The organism is Streptomyces sp. NPDC042002 (assembly GCF_055588305.1).
Map to the genome: position 1 here is coordinate 71,201 of NZ_JBVJCT010000011.1, position 24,049 is coordinate 95,249.

At 74.0% G+C, this 24,049-nt stretch carries 1 protein-coding gene; it reads left to right on the forward strand.

Going from position 1 to position 24,049, the window contains the following annotated elements; genetic code table 11:
* Positions 1 to 23: 23 nt before the first annotated feature.
* On the forward strand, positions 24 to 24,047 hold the full coding sequence (locus tag ACZ6KY_RS18705) for a non-ribosomal peptide synthase/polyketide synthase (RefSeq protein WP_469311367.1): 24,024 nt from the start codon (positions 24 to 26) through the stop codon (positions 24,045 to 24,047).
* The last annotated feature ends 2 nt before the right edge of the window (positions 24,048 to 24,049 follow it).

Here is a 24,049-nt window from a genome sequence, read left to right on the forward strand (position 1 = left end):
CCCCCTCCCGGAGGTATCCCCCCATGCCCCGTCTCGACGGCGCCTCCCTTCCCCTGACAGCGGCCCAGCGCGAGATCTGGCTTGCCGAGCAGAGTTCCCGGACGCCGATCCCGGGCTACCGCGTCGGCGAGTGCCTGGAGATCCACGGGCCGGTGGACCGGGAGCTGTTCGAGACCGCGCTGCGCCGGGTGGTCGGCGAGGTCGACGCCCTGCACGTGACCTTCGTCGACGGCGGCGAGGGCCCGCGCCAGGTCCTCAGGGAGAGCTGGGACTGGGCTCCGGCCCACCTCGACCTCAGCGGGGAGCCCGACCCCCGGGCGGCGGCCGTGGAATGGATGGAGCGGGACCTGCTGCGCCCGCTGGACCTCGCCCGTGACCCGCTGTTCGGCCACGCGCTGATCAAGGCGTCGCCGACGGAGTACCTCTGGTACCTGAACTACCACCACGTGGTGCTGGACGCGATCAGCAGCTCCATGCTCCGGCAGCGGGTCGGCGAGGTGTACTCGGCACTGGCCGAGGGCGGCGCCGTGCCGCCCTGCCCGTTCGGCTCGCTGCGGGACCTGGTCGACAGCGACGCCGCCTACCGCGCCTCCGCCGACTTCGCCGCCGACCGCGCCTACTGGACCGAGCGCTTCGCCGACCTGCCCGCCCCGACCCGGCTCACCGACGCCTCTGCGACCGACCCGCACCGCGCCCTCCGGCTGGCCGAGGAGCGGGAACTGCGCCGCCCGGACGCCCTGCGGGCGGCGGCTGGACGTTCCGGCGTCCGGTGGTCCCGGCTGGTGGTCGCGGCGACGGCGCTCTACGCCCACCGGCTGACCGGCAACCGGGATGTGGTGCTCGCCCTGCCCGTCACCGCCCGTCGGGGCGCCGACCGCGACCTGACGGCGGTGCCGGGCACGACGTCCAACGTGGTGCCGCTGCGGCTGACGGTGCGGCCGGACATGACGTGGCGCGAACTCGTCGCCCAGGCGGCGCGGGAGGTCGAGACGGCCGTCGCGCACGAGCGCTACCGCAGCGAGGACCTGCTGCGGGACCTCGCCGCCCCCGGCGGTATCGGGACGGCGTTCCCGCTGATCGTCAACATCATGGCCTTCAACTCCAGGCCGAGCTTCGCCGGGCACCCGGCCTCCGTGCACCACTTCGTGTCCGGGTCGACCACCGACCTCGCCGTCTGGGTCTTCGACTACCGGGACGGCAACCCGCCGCTGCTCCGGCTGCACGGCTCGCCGGAAGCGTACGGCGACGACGACCTCGCCGCGCACCAGCAGCGGCTGCTCGCCCTGTTCGACGCCGTCGCGGACTGCGACCCGGACGAGCCGGTGGGGCGGATCGAACTGCTGACCGCCGAGGAGCGCCGCGAGCTGGCGGTGCTCGGCGCCGGGCCGGTGGCGCCGGCCCCGGCCGCGAGCCTGCCGCAGCTGTTCCGGGAGCACGTCCGGGCGACTCCGGAGCTGGTCGCGCTGGTGTGCGGCGACGTCTCGCTGACCTACGGGGAGCTGGACGCGCGGGCTAACCGGCTGGCGCACGCCCTGATCGCGCGGGGTGCGGGGCCGGAGCGGCTGGTGGCGGTGGCGCTGCCGCGTTCGGCGGAGCTGGTGGTGGCGATCCTCGCGGTGCTGAAGACCGGCGCGGTGTACGTTCCGGTCGACCCCGAGTACCCGGCCGCCCGGATCGCGTACCTGCTCGACGACGCGCGGCCGACGCTGGTGGTCACCGACTCCCGCAGCGGGGACCGCCTGCCGGACAGCGGTCCGGTCGACCGGCTGGTGCTCGACGCCCCTGAGACGGCCGCCCTGGTGGCGGATTGCCCGGCGGCCGACCCGATGGTGGCCGTCGACCCGGGTCACCCGGCGTACGTCATCTACACCTCCGGTTCCACCGGCAGGCCCAAGGGCGTGCTGCCGACCCACGGAGGCCTGCTCGACCTGCTCGCCGACCTCCGGCAGGTGCACTTCGCGCCGGTGCTGAAGGCACGGCAGCGGCTGCGGGTGGCGCTGACCACCTCGGTGTCCTTCGACGCCTCCTGGAACCAGTTGCTCGCCCTGTTCGGGGGCCACGAGCTGCATGTCCTGGAGCACGCGACCTGGACCGACCCCGACGCCTTCGTCGGTTACGCGGCGCGTTGCGGTCTGGACTACATCGAAGCCACCCCGTCCTATCTCCAAGTGCTCGTCTCCCACGGGCTGTTGAGTGACCCGCAGCGGCGCCCGGCACTGGTCGCGGTGGGCGGCGAGGCCGTCCCGGAGCGGCTGTGGGAGCAGCTGCGGGCGGCGGAGGGGGCATCCTGCCTCAACCTCTACGGGCCGTCCGAATGCACCGTCAACTCGGTGGTCGCGCAGCTGGGTTCGAGCGCACGCCCGGTGATCGGCCGGCCCGTCACCAACGCCCGGCTGTACGTGCTCGACAGTGCCCTGCGGCCGCTGCCGACCGGTGCGGCGGGTGAGCTGTACATCGCGGGCGCGGGGCTGGCCCGCGGCTACCTCGACCGGCCGGGGCTGACCGCCGGGCGGTTCGTCGCCGACCCGTTCGGGCCGAGCGGGTCGAGGATGTACCGCACCGGGGACCTGGTGCGCTGGAACGAGGCCGGGAACCTGGAGTTCCTCGGCCGCACCGACGACCAGGTCAAGATCCGCGGCTTCCGGGTCGAGCTCGGCGAGATCGAGGCCGTCCTCGCCGAGCACCCGCAGGTCGCCCGGGCCGCCGTGACGGTGCGCACCGAGGGGGAATCCCGGCTGGTCGCCTACGCGGTGCCCGAGCCCGGCGCCACCGTGACCGACACCGCCCTGCGCGACCACCTGCGGGACCGGCTGCCCCGGCAGCTCGTGCCGGCCGCGTACGTGCTGCTGGACGCGCTGCCGCTGACCCCGAACGGCAAGCTCGACCGGCGGGCCCTCCCGGCGCCCGAGCGAGCGCCCGCCGCGCCGGGCCGGGCACCGCGCACCGCGACCGAACACCTGCTCGTCGGGCTGTTCGCCGAGGTGCTCGGGGTGTCCGAGCCCGGGCTGGACGACAGCTTCTTCGACCTCGGCGGGCACTCCCTGCTGGCCACCCGACTGGTCGCCCGGGCCCGCTCGATCCTCGGCGTGGAGCTGCGGCTCGGCGACCTGTTCGACGCGCCGACGGTCGCGGAACTGGCGGCGGCGGTGGACGTCGCGGGCCGGGCGCGGCCGGCCCTGCGGCGGTGTGAGCGGCCCGAGGCGGTTCCGCTGTCGTTCGCGCAGCGCCGGCTGTGGTTCCTGCACCGCATGGAGGGCCCGAGCGCCACGTACAACATCCCGCTGGCGCTGCGGCTGTCCGGGAACCTGGACCAGCGGGCCCTGGAAGCCGCTCTGGCGGACGTGGTCGAACGGCACGAGAGCCTGCGCACCGTCTTCCCGGCGCTCGACGGCGTGCCCTGCCAGCGGGTGCTGGACCCGGGCGCGGCACGGCCGCGGCTGCGGGTGACCGAAGTGGGCGAGCGTGAGCTGCCGGAGCGGCTGGCGGAGGCGGCCCGGCACGGCTTCGAGCTCTCCGAGGAGTCGCCGCTGCGCGCCGAACTGTTCGGGCTCGGCGCCGAGGAGCACGTGCTGCTGCTGGTGGTGCACCACATCGCCGGTGACGGCTGGTCGACGGGGCCGCTCCTGCGGGATCTGACGAGCGCCTACGCGGCCCGTGCCGAGGGGGCGAAGCCGGAGTGGTCGCCGCTGCCGGTCCAGTACGCCGACTACGCCCTCTGGCAGCGGGAACTGCTGGGCGACGGCGCGGACCCGGGCAGTCTGCTGAACAGCCAACTCGCCTACTGGCGCGATCAGTTGGCGGACCTTCCCGAGCAGGTCGAGCTGCCGTTCGACCGGCCCCGGCCGGCGGCGATGTCCTACCGGGGCGCCCACCTGCCGGTGCGGATCGACGCCGAGCTGCACCAGGGCCTGCGCACGCTCGCCCGGGACGGCGGGGCCAGCCTCTTCATGGTGCTCCAGGCCGGGCTGGCCGCCCTGCTGGGCAAGCTGGGCGCGGGCACCGACGTACCCGTGGGCACGCCGATCGCCGGACGCACCGACGAGGCCGTGGACGACCTGGTCGGCTTCTTCGTCAACACCCTGGTGCTGCGCACCGACCTCTCCGGCGACCCGTCGTTCACCGAACTGCTGGGCAGGGTGCGGGCCGACGCGCTGGCCGCGTACGCGCACCAGGACGTGCCCTTCGAGCACCTGGTGGAGGCGCTCAACCCGACCCGGACGCTGGCGCACCACCCGCTGTTCCAGACCATGCTCGCCCTGCAGAACGCGCCGCTCGGCACGTTCGACCTGCCCGGGCTGCGGGTGGCGACCGACCTGGTCCACACCGGGACGGCCAAGTGCGACCTGACCTTCATCCTGGGCGAACAGCCGGGTGAGGACGGCCTGTCGGGCGTGGTGGAGTACAGCACCGACCTGTTCGACGAGGCCACCGTGACCGGGATCGTCGAGCGCTGGCTGCGGCTGCTGTGCGCCGTCGTCGCCGACCCCGGCCGGCGGATCGGCCAGGTGGACGTGCTGTCCGCCGACGAGCTCCGCGCGCTGTTCCCGGCACGCACCGACCGGGGCGAGGCGTCTTCGGAGAGCAGCCTGACCGCGCTGTTCGAGCGACAGGTACGGGCGAACCCGGCCGCCGTCGCCCTCACCGACGGCGAAGTCACCCTGACGTACGGCGAGTTGAACGCCCGCGCGAACCGGCTCGCGCACGCCCTGATCGACCGGGGGGTGGGGCCGGAGCAGCGCGTGGCGCTGGCCCTGCCGCGTTCGGCGGAGCAGGTCGTGGCGGTGCTCGCCGTGCTGAAGGCGGGCGGCGCCTACCTGCCGGTGGACCCGCGGTACCCGGCCGCCCGGATCGCCTACCTGCTCCGGGACGCCCGGCCCGCGCTCCTCGTGACCACGAGCCGGACCGGCGACCTGCCGGGCGCGGACCCGGTGGACCGGCTGCTGCTGGACACCGCCGACCTGGACGGGCTGCCGGACACCGACCCGGAGGTCTCCCTCGACCCGGGCCACCCCGCCTACGTCATCTACACCTCCGGGTCCACCGGCAACCCCAAGGGTGTGGTGGTCACGCACCGGAACGTGGTGCGGCTGTTCGGCACGACCGAGAAGCTGTTCGGCTTCTCCGCAGAGGACGTCTGGACGCTCTTCCACTCCTACGCCTTCGACTTCTCGGTGTGGGAGTTGTGGGGCCCGCTGCTGTACGGCGGCCGTCTGGTGGTCGTGGACCACGAGACCAGCCGCTCGCCCGGCCGCTTCCTGGAGCTCCTCGCCCGCGAGCGGGTGACCGTGCTCAACCAGACGCCGTCCGCGTTCTACCAGCTGATGCAGGCGGACGCGGAGGCCCCGGAGACCGGCCGCCCGCTCGCGCTGCGCACGGTGGTGTTCGGCGGTGAGGCGCTGGAGCACGCCCGGCTGGCGAGCTGGTACGAGCGGCACCCGGACGACGCGCCGCTGCTGGTCAACATGTACGGCATCACCGAGACCACGGTGCACGTCACGTACGCGGCACTCGACCGGTCCGGCGGCGCCGTCGGCGGGATCGGCACGGCCCTTCCGGACCTGCGGACGTACGTGCTGGACGCCCACCTGCGGCCGGTGGCCCCGGGTGTGCCCGGCGAGCTGTACGTCGCGGGTCCAGGGCCGGCGCGCGGTTACCTGAACCGGCCCGGCCTGACCGCCGGGCGCTTCGTGGCCGACCCGTTCGGACCGCCGGGATCGCGGATGTACCGCAGTGGCGACGTGGTGCGCCGCGCGGCGGACAACAGCCTGCACTACGTCGGCCGGGCCGACCAGCAGGTGAAGGTGCGCGGCTTCCGGATCGAGCTCGGCGAGATCGAGGCGGCGCTGGCCGAGCACCCCGGCGTCGCCCAGGTCGCCGTCCTGGCCCGGCAGGACCGGGCCGACGACACCCGGCTGGTCGCGTACCTGGTGCGGGCCGCGGGCGCCGTACCGAGTCCGGCCGACCTGCGTGGGCACCTGCGCGAGCGGTTGCCGGAACACATGGTGCCGTCGGCGTTCGTCGTGCTGGACACGCTGCCGCTGACCGCCAACGGCAAGCTGGACCACCGGGCCCTGCCCGTTCCCGACCTCGCCCCGACGGCAACCGCCCGCGCGCCGCGCACCCCGCAGGAGCAGGTCCTCTGCGAGCTGTTCGCCGAGGTGCTGGGCGTGGCGTCGGCCGGCGTCGAGGACGGCTTCTTCGACCTGGGCGGGCACTCGCTGCTGGCCACCCGGCTGGCCGCCCGGATCCGCGCGACGCTCGGCGTGGAAATGCCGCTGCGCACCCTGTTCGAGGCGCCGACCCCGGCCGGCCTGGCCGCCGCCCTGGTGGCGGCCGGACCGGCGCAGACCGCCCTGGCACGGCGCGAACGCCCCGAGGCGATCCCGCTGTCGTTCGCGCAGCGGCGGCTGTGGTTCCTGCACCAGCTGGAGGGCGCCGGCGCGAACTACCACATCTCCCTGGCCTGGCGGCTGTCCGGGGATCTGGACCGGCGCGCCCTGGAGTCCGCCGTGGCGGATGTGGTCGAGCGGCACGAGAGCCTGCGCACCGTCTTCCCGGCGGTCGACGGAGTGCCGTACCAGCAGGTGCTGGACGTCGAGGCATCCCGCCCGCGGCTGCTCGTCAGCCGGACCACCGAGTCCGAGCTGCCGAACGTCATGGCGGAAGCGAAGGCCCGTCGGTTCGACCTGGCGGTCGATGTGCCACTGCGTGCCGGGCTGTTCGAGCTGGCGGCGGACGAGCACGTGTTCCAGGTGGTCCTCCACCACATCGCGGGTGACGGCTGGTCGCTGGGCCCGCTCGCGCAGGGCCTGACCACCGCCTACGCGGCGCGCCGCCGCGGCGAGGAGCCGCAGTGGGAGGAGCTGCCGGTCCAGTACGCCGACTACACCCTGTGGCAGCACGAGCTGCTCGGCGACGCGGCCGACGGGGACAGCCTGTTCGCCCGCCAGGCGGCCTACTGGACGCGGCAGTTGGCCGATCTGCCCGAGCAGCTCCAGCTGCCCGGCGACCGTCCCCGCCCGGCGGTCGCCTCGCACCGGGGCGGTTCCGTGCGTGCCGGGCTGGACGCCGAGCTGCACCGCGGGCTGCGCGAACTCGCCCGCGCCCACGGCACCAGTCTGTTCATGGTGCTTCAGGCCGGTCTCGCAGTGCTGCTGAACAAGCTCGGCGCGGGCGACGACATCCCGGTCGGCAGCCCGGTCGCGGGCCGTACCGACCAGGCGCAGGACGAGCTGGTCGGCTACTTCGTCAACACCCTGGTGTTCCGTACCGACACCTCTGGCGATCCGACGTTCGCCGAACTGCTGGGCCGGGTCCGGGAGACCGCGCTGGCCGGGTACGCGCACCAGGACCTTCCGTTCGAGTACCTGGTCGAGGCCCTCAACCCGGTCCGGTCGCTGGCGCACCACCCGCTGTTCCAGGTCATGCTGGTGCTGCAGAACGCGCCCCGGGCCGACTTCGCGCCGTCCGGGCTGCGCGTCGGCGACATGCCGTCGACGTCGACCACCGCCAAGCTCGACCTGATCTTCACCCTGTCCGAGCGGCACGCGCAGGACGGTCCCCCTGGGCCTGGCGGCCCGGGAGGTGCCCCCACCCCGGAGGGGATCGACGCGTTCGTCGAGTACACCGGCGACCTGTACGACCCGGCCACCGTCGAGACGATGATCGAGCGGTGGGAGCGGCTGCTCCGCGCCGTGGTCGCCGACCCGCAGCGGAGGATCGGCCGGTTCGGCCTGCTCACCGCCGAGGAGCACGGCGAGTTGACGGCGCTGGGTACCGGCCCGGCGGCCCAGGCCTTCACCGAGAGCCTGCCGGAGCTCTTCCGGGCCCAGGTGCGTGCGACTCCGGACGCCGTCGCGCTGGTGGGGCCGGAAGCATCGCTGACCTACGCGGAGTTGGACGCGCGGGCGAACCGGCTGGCGCACGCATTGATCGCGCGGGGTGCGGGGCCGGAGCGGCTGGTGGCGGTGGCGCTGCCGCGCTCGGCCCAGCTGGTGGTGACGATCCTCGCGGTGCTGAAGACCGGCGCCGCGTACGTTCCGGTCGACCCGGAGTACCCGGCCGCGCGGATCGCGTACATGCTCGACGACACCCGACCGGTCCTGGTGGTGACCGACACCCGCACCCGGGGCCGGCTGCCGGACACCGGCCCCGCCGGATGGCTGGTGGCCGACGACCCGGAGACGGCCGCGCTGGTGGTGGGGTGCCCGTCGACGGACCCCGCGGTGGCCGTCGACCCGAGCCATCCGGCCTACGTCATCTACACCTCCGGTTCCACCGGCAGGCCCAAGGGCGTGGTGGCGACACACGGTGGCCTGTCCAACCTGTTCGCCAACCAGTGTCCGCTGGTCTTCCGTACGGGGGAGCGGGTACGGATGGGGCTGACCACGTCGGTGTCGTTCGACGCCTCCTGCGACCAGATGTTCGCCCTGTACGCCGGCCACGAGCTGCACGTCCTGGACGAGGCGACCTGGACCGACCCGGACGCCTACCTCGAGTACGCGGCGCGGGCCGGGCTGGACACGGTCGGCGGTACCCCGTCCTACCTGCAAGTCCTTGTCGACCACGGCCTGTTGGACAGCCCGCGGTGGCGTCCGTCGCTGGTCGGGCTGGGCGGGGAGACCGTTCCGGAGCACCTGTGGGAACGGTTGCGGGCGGCCGACGGGGTGTTCGCCCTGAACTACTACGGGCCGGCCGAGTGCACGGTGGACTCGACCGTCGCATCGCTGGAGTCGAGCCCGCGCCAGGTGATCGGCCGGCCGCTCGGCGGTGTCCGGTTGCACGTGCTCGACGCCGCGTTGCAGCCGGTTCCCGCGGGTGTGCCGGGTGAGCTGTACATCGCCGGTGCGGGGCTGGCGCGCGGCTACCTGAACCGGCCGGGCCTGACCGCGGGACGGTTCGTGGCGGACCCGTTCGGTCCCGGAGGTTCGCGGATGTACCGCAGCGGTGACCTGGTGCGGTGGGGACCGGACGGGAACCTGGAGTTCCTCGGCCGCATCGACGACCAGGTCAAGGTCCGGGGATTCCGGATCGAGCTCGGCGAGATCGAGGCGGCGCTGGCGGAACACCCGCAGGTCGCGCAGGCCGCCGTGACCGTCCGGCAGGACCGGGCGGGGGACACCCGCCTGGCCGCCTACCTGGTGCCCGCCACCGGGGCGGAGCTTCGGCCGGAAGACCTGCGGGCGCACCTGCGCGAACGGCTGCCCGACTACATGGTGCCGGCCGCGTTCGTCGCCCTCGACGTGCTGCCGCTGAACGCCAGCGGCAAGCTGGACCGGCGCGCCCTGCCCGAGCCCGAGTACGCGGCGTCGCGGGCCGGCCGGGCCCCGCACACTCCTCAGGAACAGGTACTGGCCGAGCTGTTCGCCGAGGTACTGGGCCTGCCTCAAGTCGGTGTCGACGACGACTTCTTCGACCTCGGCGGGCACTCCCTGCTGGCCACCCGGTTGGTGGCCCGGGTCCGTGCGGCCCTGGGCGTGGAACTGGCGCTGCGCACCCTGTTCCAGACCCCGACGGTGGCCGGGCTGGCCGCCGGGCTGGGCGGCGCGGACCGGGCCCGGCTCGCCCTGGGGCGGGCGGAGCGGCCCGTGGGGGCACCCCCGGCCGAAGGCTGGGGGATGGTGCCGCTGTCGTCCGCTCAGCGGAGGCTGTGGTTCCTGCGCCAGTTGGAGGGCGCCGACTCGGTCTACAACATGCCGCTCGCGTGGCGGCTCTCGGGGCCACTGGACCTGCCGGCCCTGGAGGCGGCGCTGGGCGACGTCGTCGACCGGCACGAATCCCTGCGCACGGTCTTCCCGGCCGTGGACGGAGTGCCCCACCAGCAGGTGCTGGCCACCGCGGAGGCGTACCCGAGGCTGTCGGTCGCCACGGCCGACGAGACGGACCTGCCGGAACTGCTGACGGGGGCCGCGGCGCGCGGATTCGACCTCGCGGCCGAACCGCCGCTGCGCGCCGAGGTGTTCGGGGTTTCGGCGGACGAGCACGTGCTGCTCCTGGTGATGCACCACATCGCCGGTGACGGCTGGTCGCTGGGCCCGCTGGCCGCGGACCTGGCCACCGCGTACGCGGCACGCCGCCAGGGCGAGGAACCGGGGTGGGCACCGCTGCCGGTGCAGTACGCCGACTACACCCTGTGGCAGCATGAGCTGCTCGGCGACCCGGCCGACCAGGACAGCCTCTTCGCCCACCAGCAGGCCTACTGGACCGAGCAGTTGGCCAACCTGCCGGAGCAGATCCGGCTCCCCGCCGACCGCCCTCGCCCCGCGGCCCCCTCCTATTCCGGCGGCCACCTCGCGATCGAACTGGACGCCGAACTGCACGCCGGGCTGATCCGGCTGGGCCGGGAGCACGGCGCCAGCGTGTACATGGTGCTGCAGGCCGCCCTGGCATCGCTGCTGGACAAGCTCGGCGCGGGAACGGACATCCCGGTCGGCAGCCTGATCGCGGGCCGGACCGACGAGGCCCTGGACGACCTCGTCGGATTCTTCGTCAACACCCTGGTGCTCCGCACGGACACCGGTGGCGACCCGACCTTCGCCGAGATCCTCGGCCGGGTCCGCGAGGGCGCGCTGGCCGCGTACGCACACCAGGACCTGCCGTTCGAGCACGTCGTCGAGGCCCTCAACCCGTCCCGGTCGCTCGCCCGTCAGCCGCTGTTCCAGGTGCTGCTCGCGCTGCAGAACGTGCCCCGCACCGAGTTCGCGCTGGACGGTCTGGCCGCTGAGATCGTCCTGGTGCGGACGCCGACGGCGATGTTCGACCTCGGCTTCCACCTGCTGGAGCGCGACGGCACCGGCGGGCCGGCCGACGGCATCGTCGGGCGGGTCGAGTACAGCACCGACCTCTTCGACCCCGCCACGGTGGAGGCACTGGTCGCCCGGTGGCTGCGTCTGCTGGCGTCGGTGGTCGCCGAACCGGACCGGCCGCTGAGCCGGATCGACGTCCTGACCGCCGAGGAGCGGCACGAGCTGCTGGTCGTACGCAACGACACCGCCTGCCCGGCTCCCGATGCCGGCCTGCCCACTCTGTTCGAGGCGCGGGTCCGGGCGACCCCGGAGGCTCCGGCGGTGGTGTTCGAGGACACCGTGCTGACCTACCGGGAGCTGAACCGAAGGGCGAACCGCCTGGCGCACGCGCTGATCGCGCGCGGGGTGGGGCCGGAGCAGGTCGTCGCCCTGCGGCTGCCGAGGTCGACCGAGCTGGTGGTCGCCGTCCTCGCGGTCCTCAAGACGGGTGCGGCGTACCTGCCGGTCGATCCGGATTATCCGGCCGCCCGCATCGCGTACATGCTGGACGACGCCCGGCCTGCCGTGGTGCTCGACGACCTCGCGGCCGTCACACCGGACGGGGACCTGCCGGAGCACGATCCGGCGGTCGCCGTGGACCCGCGGCACCCGGCCTACGTCATCTACACCTCGGGCTCCACCGGCAGGCCCAAGGCCGTGGTGATGCCCGCCGCCGGGCTGCTGAACCTGCTGGCGTGGCACCACAGGTCCGTCGGTGGCGAACCCGGCACGCGTACCGCGCAGTTCACCGCGATCAGTTTCGACGTCTCGGTGCAGGAGACGCTCTCCGCGCTGCTGTACGGCAAGACCCTCGTGGTGCCGACCGAGGAGCAGCGCCGCAGCGCCGAGCTGTTCGCCCGCTGGCTGGACCGGCACGGGGTCGAGGAGCTGTTCGCGCCCAACCTGGTGGTCGAGGCGCTGGCCGAGGCCGCCGAGGAGGCCGGGCTGGAACTGCCCGGCCTGCGGCTGGTCGCCCAGGCCGGTGAGGCGATGCGCCTCGGCGGTGCCGTGCGCCGCTTCCAGACCCGCCGGCCGGGCCGGGAGCTGCACAACCACTACGGGCCCGCCGAGACCCATGTGATCACCGCCTACCCGCTGCCGGCCGACCCCGCCGACTGCCCGCTGCCGGTACCGATCGGCCGGCCGATCGCCAACTGCCAGGCATACGTGCTGGATTCGGCGCTGCGACCGGTCGCCCCCGGCGTGCTGGGTGAGCTGTACCTCGCCGGGGCGGGACTCGCCCGCGGCTACCTGAACCGGCCCGGGCTCACCGCCACACGATTCGTCGCCAACCCGTACGGTCCGGCCGGCGCGCTGATGTACCGCACCGGTGACCTGGTCCGCTGGCGCGGCGACGGGGAGCTGGAGTTCGCGGGCCGGGTGGACCACCAGGTGAAGATCCGCGGGTTCCGGGTCGAGCCGGGCGAGATCGAGGCCGAGCTGGCCGCGCACCCGGGTGTCGCCCAGGTCGCGGTGCTCGCCCGGGAGGACCGGATCGTCGCGTACGTCGTCCCGTCGGCCGGGGACGGGGCGACCCCGGCGACGCTGTCGGCGTACCTGCGCGAGCGGCTGCCGGACTACATGGTCCCGTCCGCGTTCGTGGTGCTGGACATGCTGCCGCTGACGCCGAACGGGAAGCTGGACCGGGCGGCGCTGCCCGCGCCCGAGCCGGGCACGACCGTCGGCGGCCGGGCGCCGCGCACGCCGCAGGAGCAGATCCTGTGCGAGCTGTTCGCCGAGGTGCTGGGCGTGCCGCGCGTCGGGCTCGACGACGGCTTCTTCGACCTGGGCGGCCACTCCCTGCTCGCCACCCGGCTGGTCTCGCGGGTCCGGGCGACCCTCGGGGTCGAGCTGGAACTGCGCAGCCTGTTCCGGGCGCCGACACCCGCCGGGCTCGCGGCCGGGCTGCACGCCGCCGGCACCGCGCGGCAGGCCCTGGTACCCCGGCCCCGCCGCGATCCGATGCCGCTGTCGTTCGCACAGCGACGGCTCTGGTTCCTCCAGCAGTTCGGGGCGCCGAGCGCCACCTACCACATGCCGCTCGCCCTGCGGCTGTCCGGCGGCCTCGACCGGACCGCGCTGAGCGCCGCGCTCGCGGACGTGGTGGCCCGGCACGAGACCCTGCGCACGGTCTTCCCGCACACCGCCGGAGTCCCGTACCAGCGGGTGCTGGACGCCGGCGAGGTCGCTGTCCCGCTGACCGTACGCGCGGCCGGCGACGCGGAGGTGCCCGCCCTGCTGCGCGAGGCGGCGGTACGGGCGTTCGACCTGACCTCGGAAGTACCGCTGCGGGCGGAGCTGTTCGCGCTCGCGCCGGACGAGCACGTGCTGCTGCTGGTGATGCACCACATCGTCGGGGACGGCTGGTCCATGGGCCCGCTGGCCCGTGACCTGGCCACCGCCTACACCACCCGGCAGGGTGGCGGGGCTCCGGCATGGCCGCCGCTGCCGGTCACCTACGGCGACTACACCCTGTGGCAGCACGAGATCCTCGGCGACGAGCACGACACGGACAGCGTGTTCGCCCGCCAGGTCACCTACTGGACCGAGGCGCTGTCCGGGCTGCCCGAGCAGCTTCAGCTGCCTGCCGACCGACCGCGCCCGGCCACCATGTCGTACGGCGGCGACCTGCTGGAACTCCGGATCGACGCCGAACTGCACGCGGCACTGGTGGAGTTGGCCCGAGGGTCGGGTGCCACCCTGTTCATGGTGCTGCAGGCCGCGCTCGCCGCGCTGTACACGCGGCTGGGCGCGGGCACGGACATCCCGATCGGGTCTCCGATCGCGGGGCGTACCGACGAGGCGCTGGACGAGCTGGTCGGGTTCTTCATCAACACGCTGGTGCTGCGCACCGACACCAGCGGTGATCCGAGTTTCGCCGAGTTGCTGGGGCGGGTGCGGGAGACGGCGCTGTCGGCGTACGCGCACCAGGACGTGCCCTTCGAGCACCTGGTGGAGGCGCTGAATCCGTCCCGCTCGCTGTCGCACCACCCGCTGTTCCAGACCGGTCTTGTCGTGCAGAACGCGCCGGGCGGCGACTTCGAACTGCCGGGTCTCCAGGTCTCCGGGGTGACCGTGCTCACCGGGACCGCGCGGCTCGACCTGACCTTCGGGTTCGCGGAGGAGCACGGGCCCGACGGCGCGCCGGCCGGGATCGGCGGTGCGGTCGAGTACAGCACCGACCTGTTCGACCGCTCGACGGTCGAGGCCCTGGTCGCCCGGTGGACCAGGCTGCTGGCCGCGGTCGCCGCCGCGCCCGACCGGCCGATCGGCGGGATCGACCTGCTGTCCGCAGAGGAGCGCCGTGAGCTGCTGCCCGCCGTCCAGGCCGGGGCGGCCGGGGGGAGCCTGCCGGAGCTGTTCGCGGCGCAGGTGACGGCGACGCCGGACGCGGTCGCGCTCGTCTGCGGTGACGTCGAGGTGACGTACCGTCAGCTCGACGCTCGGGCGAACCGGTTCGCGCACGCGCTGATCGCCCGGGGCGTCGGTCCGGAGCGGGTCGTGGCGGTGGCGTTGCCGCGGTCGGTGGAGTCGGTGGTGGCGGTCCTGGGCGTGCTGAAGGCCGGGGCCGCGTACCTGCCGGTGGATCCGGGGTACCCGGCGGCACGGATCGCGTTCATGCTGGACGACGCGCGGCCGGCCGTGGTGGTCGACGATCCGGCACTGGTGACCGAGGCTTCCGGTCGGCCGGAGACCGATCCGGATGTCGTGGTGGACGCCCGGCACCCGGCCTACGTGATCTACACCTCGGGCTCGACCGGCCGCCCGAAGGGCGTCATGGTGAGCCACACCGGCGTGTCGGGCCTGGTGGCGGCGCAGGTCGAGAGGCTCGGCGTGGCGCCGGGCAGCCGGGTGCTCCAGTTCGCCTCGCCCAGCTTCGACGCGTCGTTCTGGGACCTGTGCGGCGCCCTGCTCACCGGTGCCGCCCTCGTCCTGGCCCCGTCCGAGGTCCCGCTGGAGGCCCTGACGGACCGCCGGCTCGACGTCACCCACGTGACGCTTCCGCCCTCGGCGCTGGCCGCGCTGGAGAGCTCCGACCTCACGGCCACCACCCTGGTGGTGGCCGGTGAGGCCTGCACGTCGGAGCTGGTGGCCCGGTGGGCGCCGGGCCGGCGGATGATCAACGCGTACGGTCCGACGGAGACGACGGTGTGCGCGACCATGAGCGACCCGCTGTCCCCGGGACGCGGTGTACCGTCGATCGGCCGGTCGGTCGCGGGCTTCCGGGTGTACGTCCTCGACGAGCGGCTGCGCATCGTGCCGCCGGGGGTGGCGGGGGAGCTGTACGTCGCCGGCCCCGGTCTGGCGCGCGGGTACCTGAACCGGCCGGGCCTGTCGGCCGGGCGGTTCGTCGCCTGCCCGTTCGGGGCCGGTGAGCGCATGTACCGCACCGGGGACGTGGTGCGCCGGCGCAACGACGGCGAGCTGGAGTACGTCGGCCGTGCCGACGACCAGGTGAAGGTGCGCGGCTTCCGCATCGAGCCCGGCGAGGTCGAGGCGGCCCTGGCCGAGCACCCCGCCGTCGCCCAGGCCGCCGTCCTCGCCCGGGACGACCGGCTCATCGGCTACGTCGCGGCCCGTCCCGGCACGGTCGTACGTCCGGCCGAGCTGGCGGCGTACCTGCGGGACCGGCTGCCCGACTACCTGGTACCGGCTGTCTTCGTGGTGCTGGACATGCTGCCGCTGACGCCGAGCGGGAAGCTGGACCGGGCGGCGTTGCCCGCGCCCGAGCCGGGCACGACCGTCGGCGGCCGGGCGCCGCGCACGCCGCAGGAGCAGATCCTGTGCGAGCTGTTCGCCGAGGTGCTGGGCGTGCCGCGGGTCGGGGTCGACGACGGCTTCTTCGACCTGGGCGGCCACTCCCTGCTCGCCACCCGGCTGGCCGCGCGGGTGCGCTCGGTGCTCGGCGTGGAGGTGGCGCTGCGCGCGCTGTTCCAGGCGCCCACCGTGGCCGGCCTGGCCGCGGCGCTGGGCGGGGCCGGCCATGCCCGCCCGGCGCTGACCACGCACGAGCGGCCGGAGGCGGTGCCGCTGTCCTTCGCCCAGCGCCGACTCTGGTTCCTGCACCGCATGGACGGCAGCGCCGCGACGTACCACATCCCGCTGGCGCTCCGGCTGACCGGGACGCTCGACCATGCGGCGCTGGACGAGGCGCTGGCCGACGTGGTGGCCCGGCACGAGAGCCTGCGGACGGTCTTCCCTGAGGTCGACGGCGTACCCTGCCAGCTCGTCCTCGACCCGGCCGAGGCCCGGCCCCGGGCGCGGCTGACCGAGGTGTCGGAGGCCGAACTGTTCGAGCAGCTGGCCGAGTTCGCACGACAGCCCTTCGCCCTGGAGGCCGAAGCGCCACTGCGGGCGAAGCTGTTCGTCCTCGCGCCGGACGATCACGTGCTGCTGCTGGTGATGCACCACATCGCCGGGGACGGCTGGTCCACCGGTCCGCTGGCCCGCGACCTGGCCGAGGCGTACGCCGCCCGGTGCGAGGGGCGCGCGCCGCAGTGGCCGGTCCTGCCGGTGCAGTACGCGGACTACACGCTGTGGCAGCGCGACCTGCTCGGCGACGCCGCCGACCCTCAGAGCCGGTTCGCCGAGCAGCTCGACTACTGGAAGCGTCAGCTGTCCGACCTGCCGGAGCTGCTCCAGCTGCCCGTCGACCGGCCGAGGCCGGCCGTCGCCGGCTGGCGCGGGGACCACGTCGGCCTGGAGCTGAGCCCCGAACTGCACGCGGCGCTGGTGGAGTTGGCCCGGAAGTCGGGCGCGAGCCTGTTCATGGTGCTGCAGGCGGCGCTGGCGGCGCTGTACACGCGGCTGGGCGCGGGCACGGACATCCCGATCGGGTCTCCGATCGCGGGGCGTACCGACGAGGCGCTGGACGAGCTGGTCGGGTTCTTCGTGAACACGCTGGTGCTGCGGACCGACACGAGCGGTGATCCGAGTTTCGCCGAGTTGCTGGGGCGGGTGCGGGAGACGGCGCTGTCGGCGTACGCGCACCAGGACGTGCCCTTCGAGCACCTGGTGGAGGCGCTGAATCCGTCCCGTTCGCTGTCGCACCACCCGCTGTTCCAGACCGTCCTGGCGGTGCAGAACGCTCCGATGGGCCGGTTCTCCCTGCCCGGCCTGGACGTCGCCACCTACGCGGTGGCCACCGGGACCGCCAAGTTCGACCTCGGTGTGAGCCTCGTCGAACAGTTCGGTCCGGACGGCAGCCCGGCGGGGATCGTCGGCGCGGTGGAGTACGCCACCGACCTGTTCGACCGCTCGACGGTCGCGGCGCTCGCCGGGCGCTGGACGCGCCTGCTGGAGGCGGTCACCGCCGACCCGGACCGGTCGATCGGACGGATCGAGCTCCTCGACGCCGACGAGTGGCACCGTTTGCTGGAGCGGGGCAACGCGACCGCCCGCGAGGTGGCGGCCGTTCCGGTGCCGCAGGCGTTCGCGGCACAGGTCGCGGCGACACCGGACGGCCTCGCGCTGGTGTGTGGCGACACCGAGTTGACGTACCGTCAACTCAACGCCCGGGCGAACCGGTTCGCGCACGCGCTGATCGCCCGGGGCGTCGGGCCGGAGCAGACCGTGGCCGTGGCCCTGCCGCGCTCGGTGGAGTCCGTGGTGGCGGTCCTGGGCGTGCTGAAGGCCGGGGCCGCGTACCTGCCCGTGGATCCTGCGTACCCGCCGGCGCGGATCGCGTACATGCTGGACGACGCCCGGCCGGCCCTGATGGTCGACGACCCGGCGCTGGTGACCGAGGTGTCCGCCTGGCCGGACACCGATCCCGTGGTCGCGCTCGACGTCCGGCACCCGGCCTACGTGATCTACACCTCGGGCTCGACCGGCCGCCCCAAGGGCGTGGTGGTCGGCCACGGTGGTGTCGCGAGCCTGGTCGCCGCACAGATCGAGCGGTTCGCGATCGAACCCGACAGCCGGGTGCTCCAGTTCGCCTCGCCCAGCTTCGACGCCTCGGTGTCGGAGATCTACACCGCCCTGCTGCGCGGCGCGGCCCTGGTGCTGCCCCCGACGGCGGACCCGGTCGCCGCGCTGACCGACCGGGACCTCGCGGTCACCCACATGACCGTGCCCCCGTCCGTCCTCGCCGCCGTGCCGGAGGGCTCGGTGCAGGTGCCGACGCTGGTGGTGGCGGGTGAGGCGTGCCCGCCGGAACTGGTGGACCGCTGGGCGCCCGGGCGCCGGATGATCAACGCGTACGGTCCGACCGAGACCACGGTGTGCGCGACCATGAGCGCCCCGCTGTCCCCGGGGACGGGCGTCCCGCCGATCGGCCGTCCGATCGCCAACACCCGGGTCTACGTGCTGGACGAGCGGCTGCGGCCGGTGCCGACGGGCGTGGCGGGGGAGCTGTACGTCGCGGGCGCGGGACTGGCGCGCGGCTACCTGAACCGGCCGGGCCTGTCGGCCGGGCGGTTCGTCGCCTGCCCGTTCGGGGCCGGTGAGCGCATGTACCGCACCGGAGACCTGGTGCGCCGGCGCAACGACGGCGAGCTGGAGTACGTCGGCCGTGCCGACGACCAGGTGAAGGTGCGCGGCTTCCGCATCGAGCCCGGCGAGGTCGAGGCGGCGCTGGCCGAGCACCCCGCCGTCGCCCGGGCCGCCGTGCTCGCCCAGGACGACCGGCTCATCGGCTACGTCGTCCCGCACCAGGGCGAGGCCCGGGACAGCGGCCTGGAAGCGGACCACGTGGGCGAGTGGCAGGACATCTACGACGCCCTGCCCATCACCCCCGAGGAAGCCGGCTTCGGCCACAACTTCGTCGGCTGGAACAGCAGTTACGACGCGAGTCCGATCCCCGTCGAGCAGATGCGCCAGTGGCGGGACGCCACCGTGGCCCGCATCCTGGCCCTGCGCCCCCGCCGGGTGCTGGAGGTCGGCGTCGGCACCGGACTGCTGCTCTCGCAGATCGCGCCGCACTGCGAGACCTACTGGGCGACGGACTTCTCCGCCACGGCGGTCGACGCGCTGATCGCGCAGGTCGGCCGACAGGACGACCTGGCCGGGCGTGTGGTGTTGCAGACCCGCCCGGCGCACGACACCGAGGGCCTGCCGGCCGGGTGGTTCGACACCATCGTGATCAACTCGGTGGTGCAGTACTTCCCGTCCGCCGACTACCTCGCGGACGTGATCGGGAAGCTGATGCGGCTGCTCGCCCCCGGCGGCACGCTCTTCGTCGGCGACGTCCGCAACCTGCGGCTGCTGCGCCCGCTGGCCACCGCGGTCCAGCTGCACCGCACCGCTGCCGACGGTGACCTCGCGGCGGTGCGCCGCGCGGTGGAGCAGGCCGTCAGGGTGGAGAAGGAACTCCTGGTCGACCCGGACTTCTTCACCGTCCTGCGCGAGCACGGCACGGACATCGGCGCGGTGACCGTGGAGGTCAAGCGCGGCCGTCACCACAACGAACTGACCCGCTACCGCTACGACGTGACGCTGCACAAGGCCCCGCTCGTTCCGGCGGCCCCGCGCCGGACGGTCGAGCTGGAGTGGGGACACCGGCTCGCCGGACTGGCCGAGCTGCGCGAACTCCTCGCCCAGCCGCCCGCCGACGTGCTGCGGATCACCGGAGTACCGAACCGTCGCGTGGTGCGGGAGGCCGCCCTATCCCGCGCGGTGCAGAACGGCGACGGCTCGCTCGCCGAACTGCTGGAGCGGCTGCACGGACCGGAGGAGAGCGAACTCCCCGACCCCGAAGACTTCCGTGTCATCGGGCTGGAGTTCGACCGCTGGGTGGGCGTCACCTGGTCGGCCACCGTGGCCGACGCCTTGGACGTCGTCTTCGCCGGCCCGCGGGCGCATCACGGCTCCCCGGCCGAGCCGTACCGGTCGGCCCGGACCATCAGCACGCCGTTGTCGTCGCTGACCAACCGCCCGACCGGCAGCCGGGGCACCGGCGCCCTCATCGGCGAACTCCGCGAATGGCTGCGCGGGCGACTGCCCGACTACCTGATCCCGTCGGCGTTCGTGGCGCTGGAGACGTTGCCGCTGACGTCCAGCGGCAAGCTCGACCGCCGCGCGCTGCCCGCGCCCGACCTGGGCCCGGCCGGAGCCGGGCGGGCGCCGCGGACCCCGCAGGAACAGCTCCTCGCCGAGCTGTTCGCCGAGGTGCTCGGCCTGGCCCAGGTCGGTGTCGAGGACAGCTTCTTCGACCTGGGCGGACACTCACTGCTGGCGACCCGCCTGGCCTCCCGCGTCCGGGCGACCCTCGGCGCGGAGCTCGAGGTCCGGACTCTGTTCGAGACGCCGACCGTGGCCGGACTGGCGGCCCGCCTCGACGGCTCCGGCACGGCGCGGCCCGCGCTGACCGCCCGGCCGCGACCCATGGGGGCACCCCCGGCCGAAGGCTGGGGGAAGGTCCCCCTGTCCTTCGCCCAACGCCGCCTGTGGTTCCTGCACCGGATGGACGGCCCGAGCGCCACCTACAACATGCCGCTCGCGCTGAGTCTGACCGGCGAACTCGACCGCCCGGCCCTGCACGCCGCGCTCGCGGACGTGATCGCCCGGCACGAGAGCCTGCGGACGGTCTTCCGCGAGACGGACGGTGTGCCGTACCAGGTCGTGCTGAGCGCCTCACAGGCGCACCCGGAGCTGCCGGTGGTCGAGCTCGACGAGAGCCGGCTGGCCGGGCGGCTGGCGCGGACGGCCCGGCGAGGCTTCGACCTGGCGGCGGAGCCGCCGGTCCGGGCGGAGCTGTACGCGCTCGCCCCCGACCGGCACGTGCTGCTGGTCGTGGTGCACCACATCGCCGCCGACGGCTGGTCGATGGGGCCGCTCTCCGGCGACCTCGCGGCGGCCTACACGGCGCGCTGCCGTGGCGAGGAACCGCGGTGGGCCCCGCTGCCGGTGCAGTACGCCGACTACACCTGCTGGCAACGCGACCTGCTCGGCGACACCGCCGACCCGGACAGCCTGTTCGCCCGGCAACTGGCCTACTGGAAGGACGAACTGGCGGGCATTCCGCAGCAGGTGCAGCTGCCCGCCGACCGGCCCCGGCCGCCGGTGGCCTCCCAGCGGGGCAGCCGGGTCGTGGTCCGGCTGGACCCCGAACTGCACCAGGCGCTGCGGGACCTGGCCGCCGAGCGCGGCGCCAGCATGTTCATGGTGCTCCAGGCCGGCCTCGCCGCGCTGCTCACCCGGCTCGGTGCCGGTACGGACATCCCCGTGGGCAGCCCGATCGCCGGCCGCACCGACCAGGCGCTGGACGACCTCGTCGGCTTCTTCGTCAACACCCTGGTGCTGCGCACCGACACGAGTGGCGATCCCGGCTTCGCCGAACTGCTCGGCCGGGTGCGGCAGAAGGCGCTCGCCGCCTACGACCACCAGGACGTGCCGTTCGAGTACCTGGTCGAGGTGGTCAACCCGGCCCGTTCGCTGTCGCACCACCCGCTGTTCCAGATCATGCTGGCCCTGCAGAACGCGCCGGTGGGCGAGTTCGCCCTGCCGGGCCTGGAGACCGGCCACCTGGAGGCGTCGACCGGGACCTCGCGGGTCGACCTGACGTTCAGCCTGGCCGAGCAGTTCCGCCCGGACGGCGACCCCGACGGCCTGGTCGGCGCGGTGGAGTACGCCACCGACCTGTTCGACCCGGCCACCGTGGAGCTGCTGTTCGAGCGCTGGGCGCGGCTGCTGCGCGCGGCGGTCGCCGACCCCGGCCGGCCGATCAGCCGGATCGACATCATGTCGGGCGAGGAACGCCGACGGCTGCTGTCCCGGTCCACCGGCGCCGCGGTCGAGCTGCCCGAGGCCGCGCTGCCGGAGCTGTTCGCCCGCCAGGTGCGCGCCACCCCGGACGCGGTGGCCGTCGTGGCGGGCGCCACCGAGCTGACCTACCGGGAACTCGACCAGCGGTCCAACCGTCTCGCGCGGGCACTGATCCGTCAGGGCGTGCGACCGGAGACACCGGTCGCGGTGCTGCTGGACCGCTCGGCGGACCTCGTCGTGGCGCTCCTGGCGATCATCAAGGCGGGCGGCGCCTACGCGCCCCTCGACTCGCGCTTCCCGCAGTCCCGGATCGACCTGATCCTCCAGGAGGCCGGGGCCGCCCTGGTGCTCACCGAGGACGTGCTGACCGCGTCGATCGAGGGCGAGCCCGATGCGTCCGACATCGAAGTACGCTGCGACCAGCGGCAGTTGGCGTACGTGATGTACACCTCCGGCTCGACCGGCCGGCCCAAGGGCGTGGCCGTCACCCACCGCGACGTGGTGGGCCTCGCGCTCACCCCCGAGTACCACGGCGGCGGACACGAGCGGGTGCTGATGCACTCCCCGACCGCCTTCGACCTCTCGACCTACGAGCTGTGGGTGCCGCTGCTGGGCGGTGGCCGGGTCGTGGTCGCACCGCCCGAGCGGCTCGACCTCGACCTGCTCCAGCACACGATCAGCACGCACGGCGTGACCGGACTGTGGCTGACGGCCGGCCTGTTCCGGCTGGTCGCCGAGGAGCGGCCGGCCCTGCTCGCGGGGGTCCGCGAGGTGTGGACCGGCGGTGACGTGGTCTCCCCGGCCGCCGTCGCCCGGGTGCTGGAGGCCTGTCCCGGCATCGAGGTGGTCAACGGCTACGGGCCCACCGAGGCCACGACCCTGGCCACCCGCCACCCGGTGCACAGCCTCCCCGAGAACGCCGCGACCGTGCCGATCGGCGGGCCGATGGCGAACATGCGCGCCTACGTCCTCGACGACCGCCTGCGGCCGGTGCCCACGGGCCTGGTCGGCGAGCTGTACCTCGCGGGGACGGGCGTGGCCCGCGGCTACCTCGGCCGACCCGGCCTGACGGCGGAGCGCTTCACCGCCGACCCGTACGGGCCGCCCGGGAGCCGGATGTACCGCACCGGCGACCTGGCGTGGTGGCCGGCCGAGGGCACACTGGAGTTCGCCGGACGGACCGACCACCAGGTCAAGCTCCGCGGCCTGCGGATCGAGCCCGGCGAGATCGAGGCGATCCTCGCGAGCTGCCCGGGCGTCGCCCAGGCGGCCGTCGTCGCCCGCGAGGACCGGCCCGGCGACAAGCGGCTGGTGGCCTACCTGGTGCCCGCCCCCGAGGGCGCGCCCGAGGCGGGCGAGCTCTCCGGGCGGCTGCGCCGTGACCTGCCCGACTACATGGTGCCGTCGGCGTTCGTCACCCTGGACAGGCTGCCGTTGACCGCCAACGGCAAGCTGGACCGGGCCGCGCTGCCCGCCCCCGAGTACGGGGCGCCGGGCACCGGACGCGGCCCCCGGACGCCGCGGGAGCAACTGCTGTGCGGCCTCTTCGCCGAGGTCCTCGGCCGGGAACAGGTGCACATCGACGACAACTTCTTCGATCTGGGCGGGCACTCGCTGCTGGCCGCCCGCCTGGCCTCCCGCGTCCGCGAGACCCTCGGCCTGGAGCTCGGCCTGCGCATGCTGTTCGAGGCGCCGACCGTGGCCGGTCTCACCGAGCGCCTGGTCATGGACGACCCCGCCGACGCGCTGGACGTGGTGCTGCCGCTGCGTTCGACCGGGACCGGTACGCCGCTGTTCTGCATCCACCCCGGCGGCGGCATCAGCTGGTCGTACAGCGGGCTCCTGAACCACATCGGTCCCCAGCACCCGGTCTACGCGATCCAGGCGCGCGGCCTGGGCCGGCCCGAACCCCTGCCGACGTCCTTCGAGGAGATGGCGGCCGACTACGCCGACCAGATCCGCAAGATCCAGCCCGAGGGCCCGTACCTGCTGCTCGGCTGGTCGGCCGGCGGGCTGATCGCCCACGCGGTCGCCTGTGAGCTGCAGGCGCGCGGCGGGCGGACCGCGTTGCTGGCCATCCTCGACGCCTATCCGGTGAAGGACGTGCAGTTCGAGGAGATGCCCGTGCCCACCGAGCGGGACGTGCTCGTCGGTGTGCTCGACGTCGACCCGGACGAGCTGGGCGACCGGGAGCTGACCTACGCCGAGGTCGCCGAGGTCCTGAACCGGCGGGGCAGCGCGCTGCAGGGCCTGACGGAGCAGCAGATCGAGGTCATCGTCCACATCATGATCAACAACGCGAGGCTGGCGGTCGACTTCGTCCCCGCCGGGTTCGACGGCGACCTGCTGCTGTTCAACTCGACGATCGACCGCGACGGGGACGACGCCGGGCCCGCGACCTGGCGCCCGTACATCGCGGGCCGGATCGAATCGCACGAGATCACCACCCGGCACAACCGGATGACCGAAGCCGGCTCGCTGGCCCAGATCGGACCGATCCTGGCCGCCCGCCTCGCCGAGGTCGCCGGTGACACCCCAACCCACCACCAGGAGGACTGATT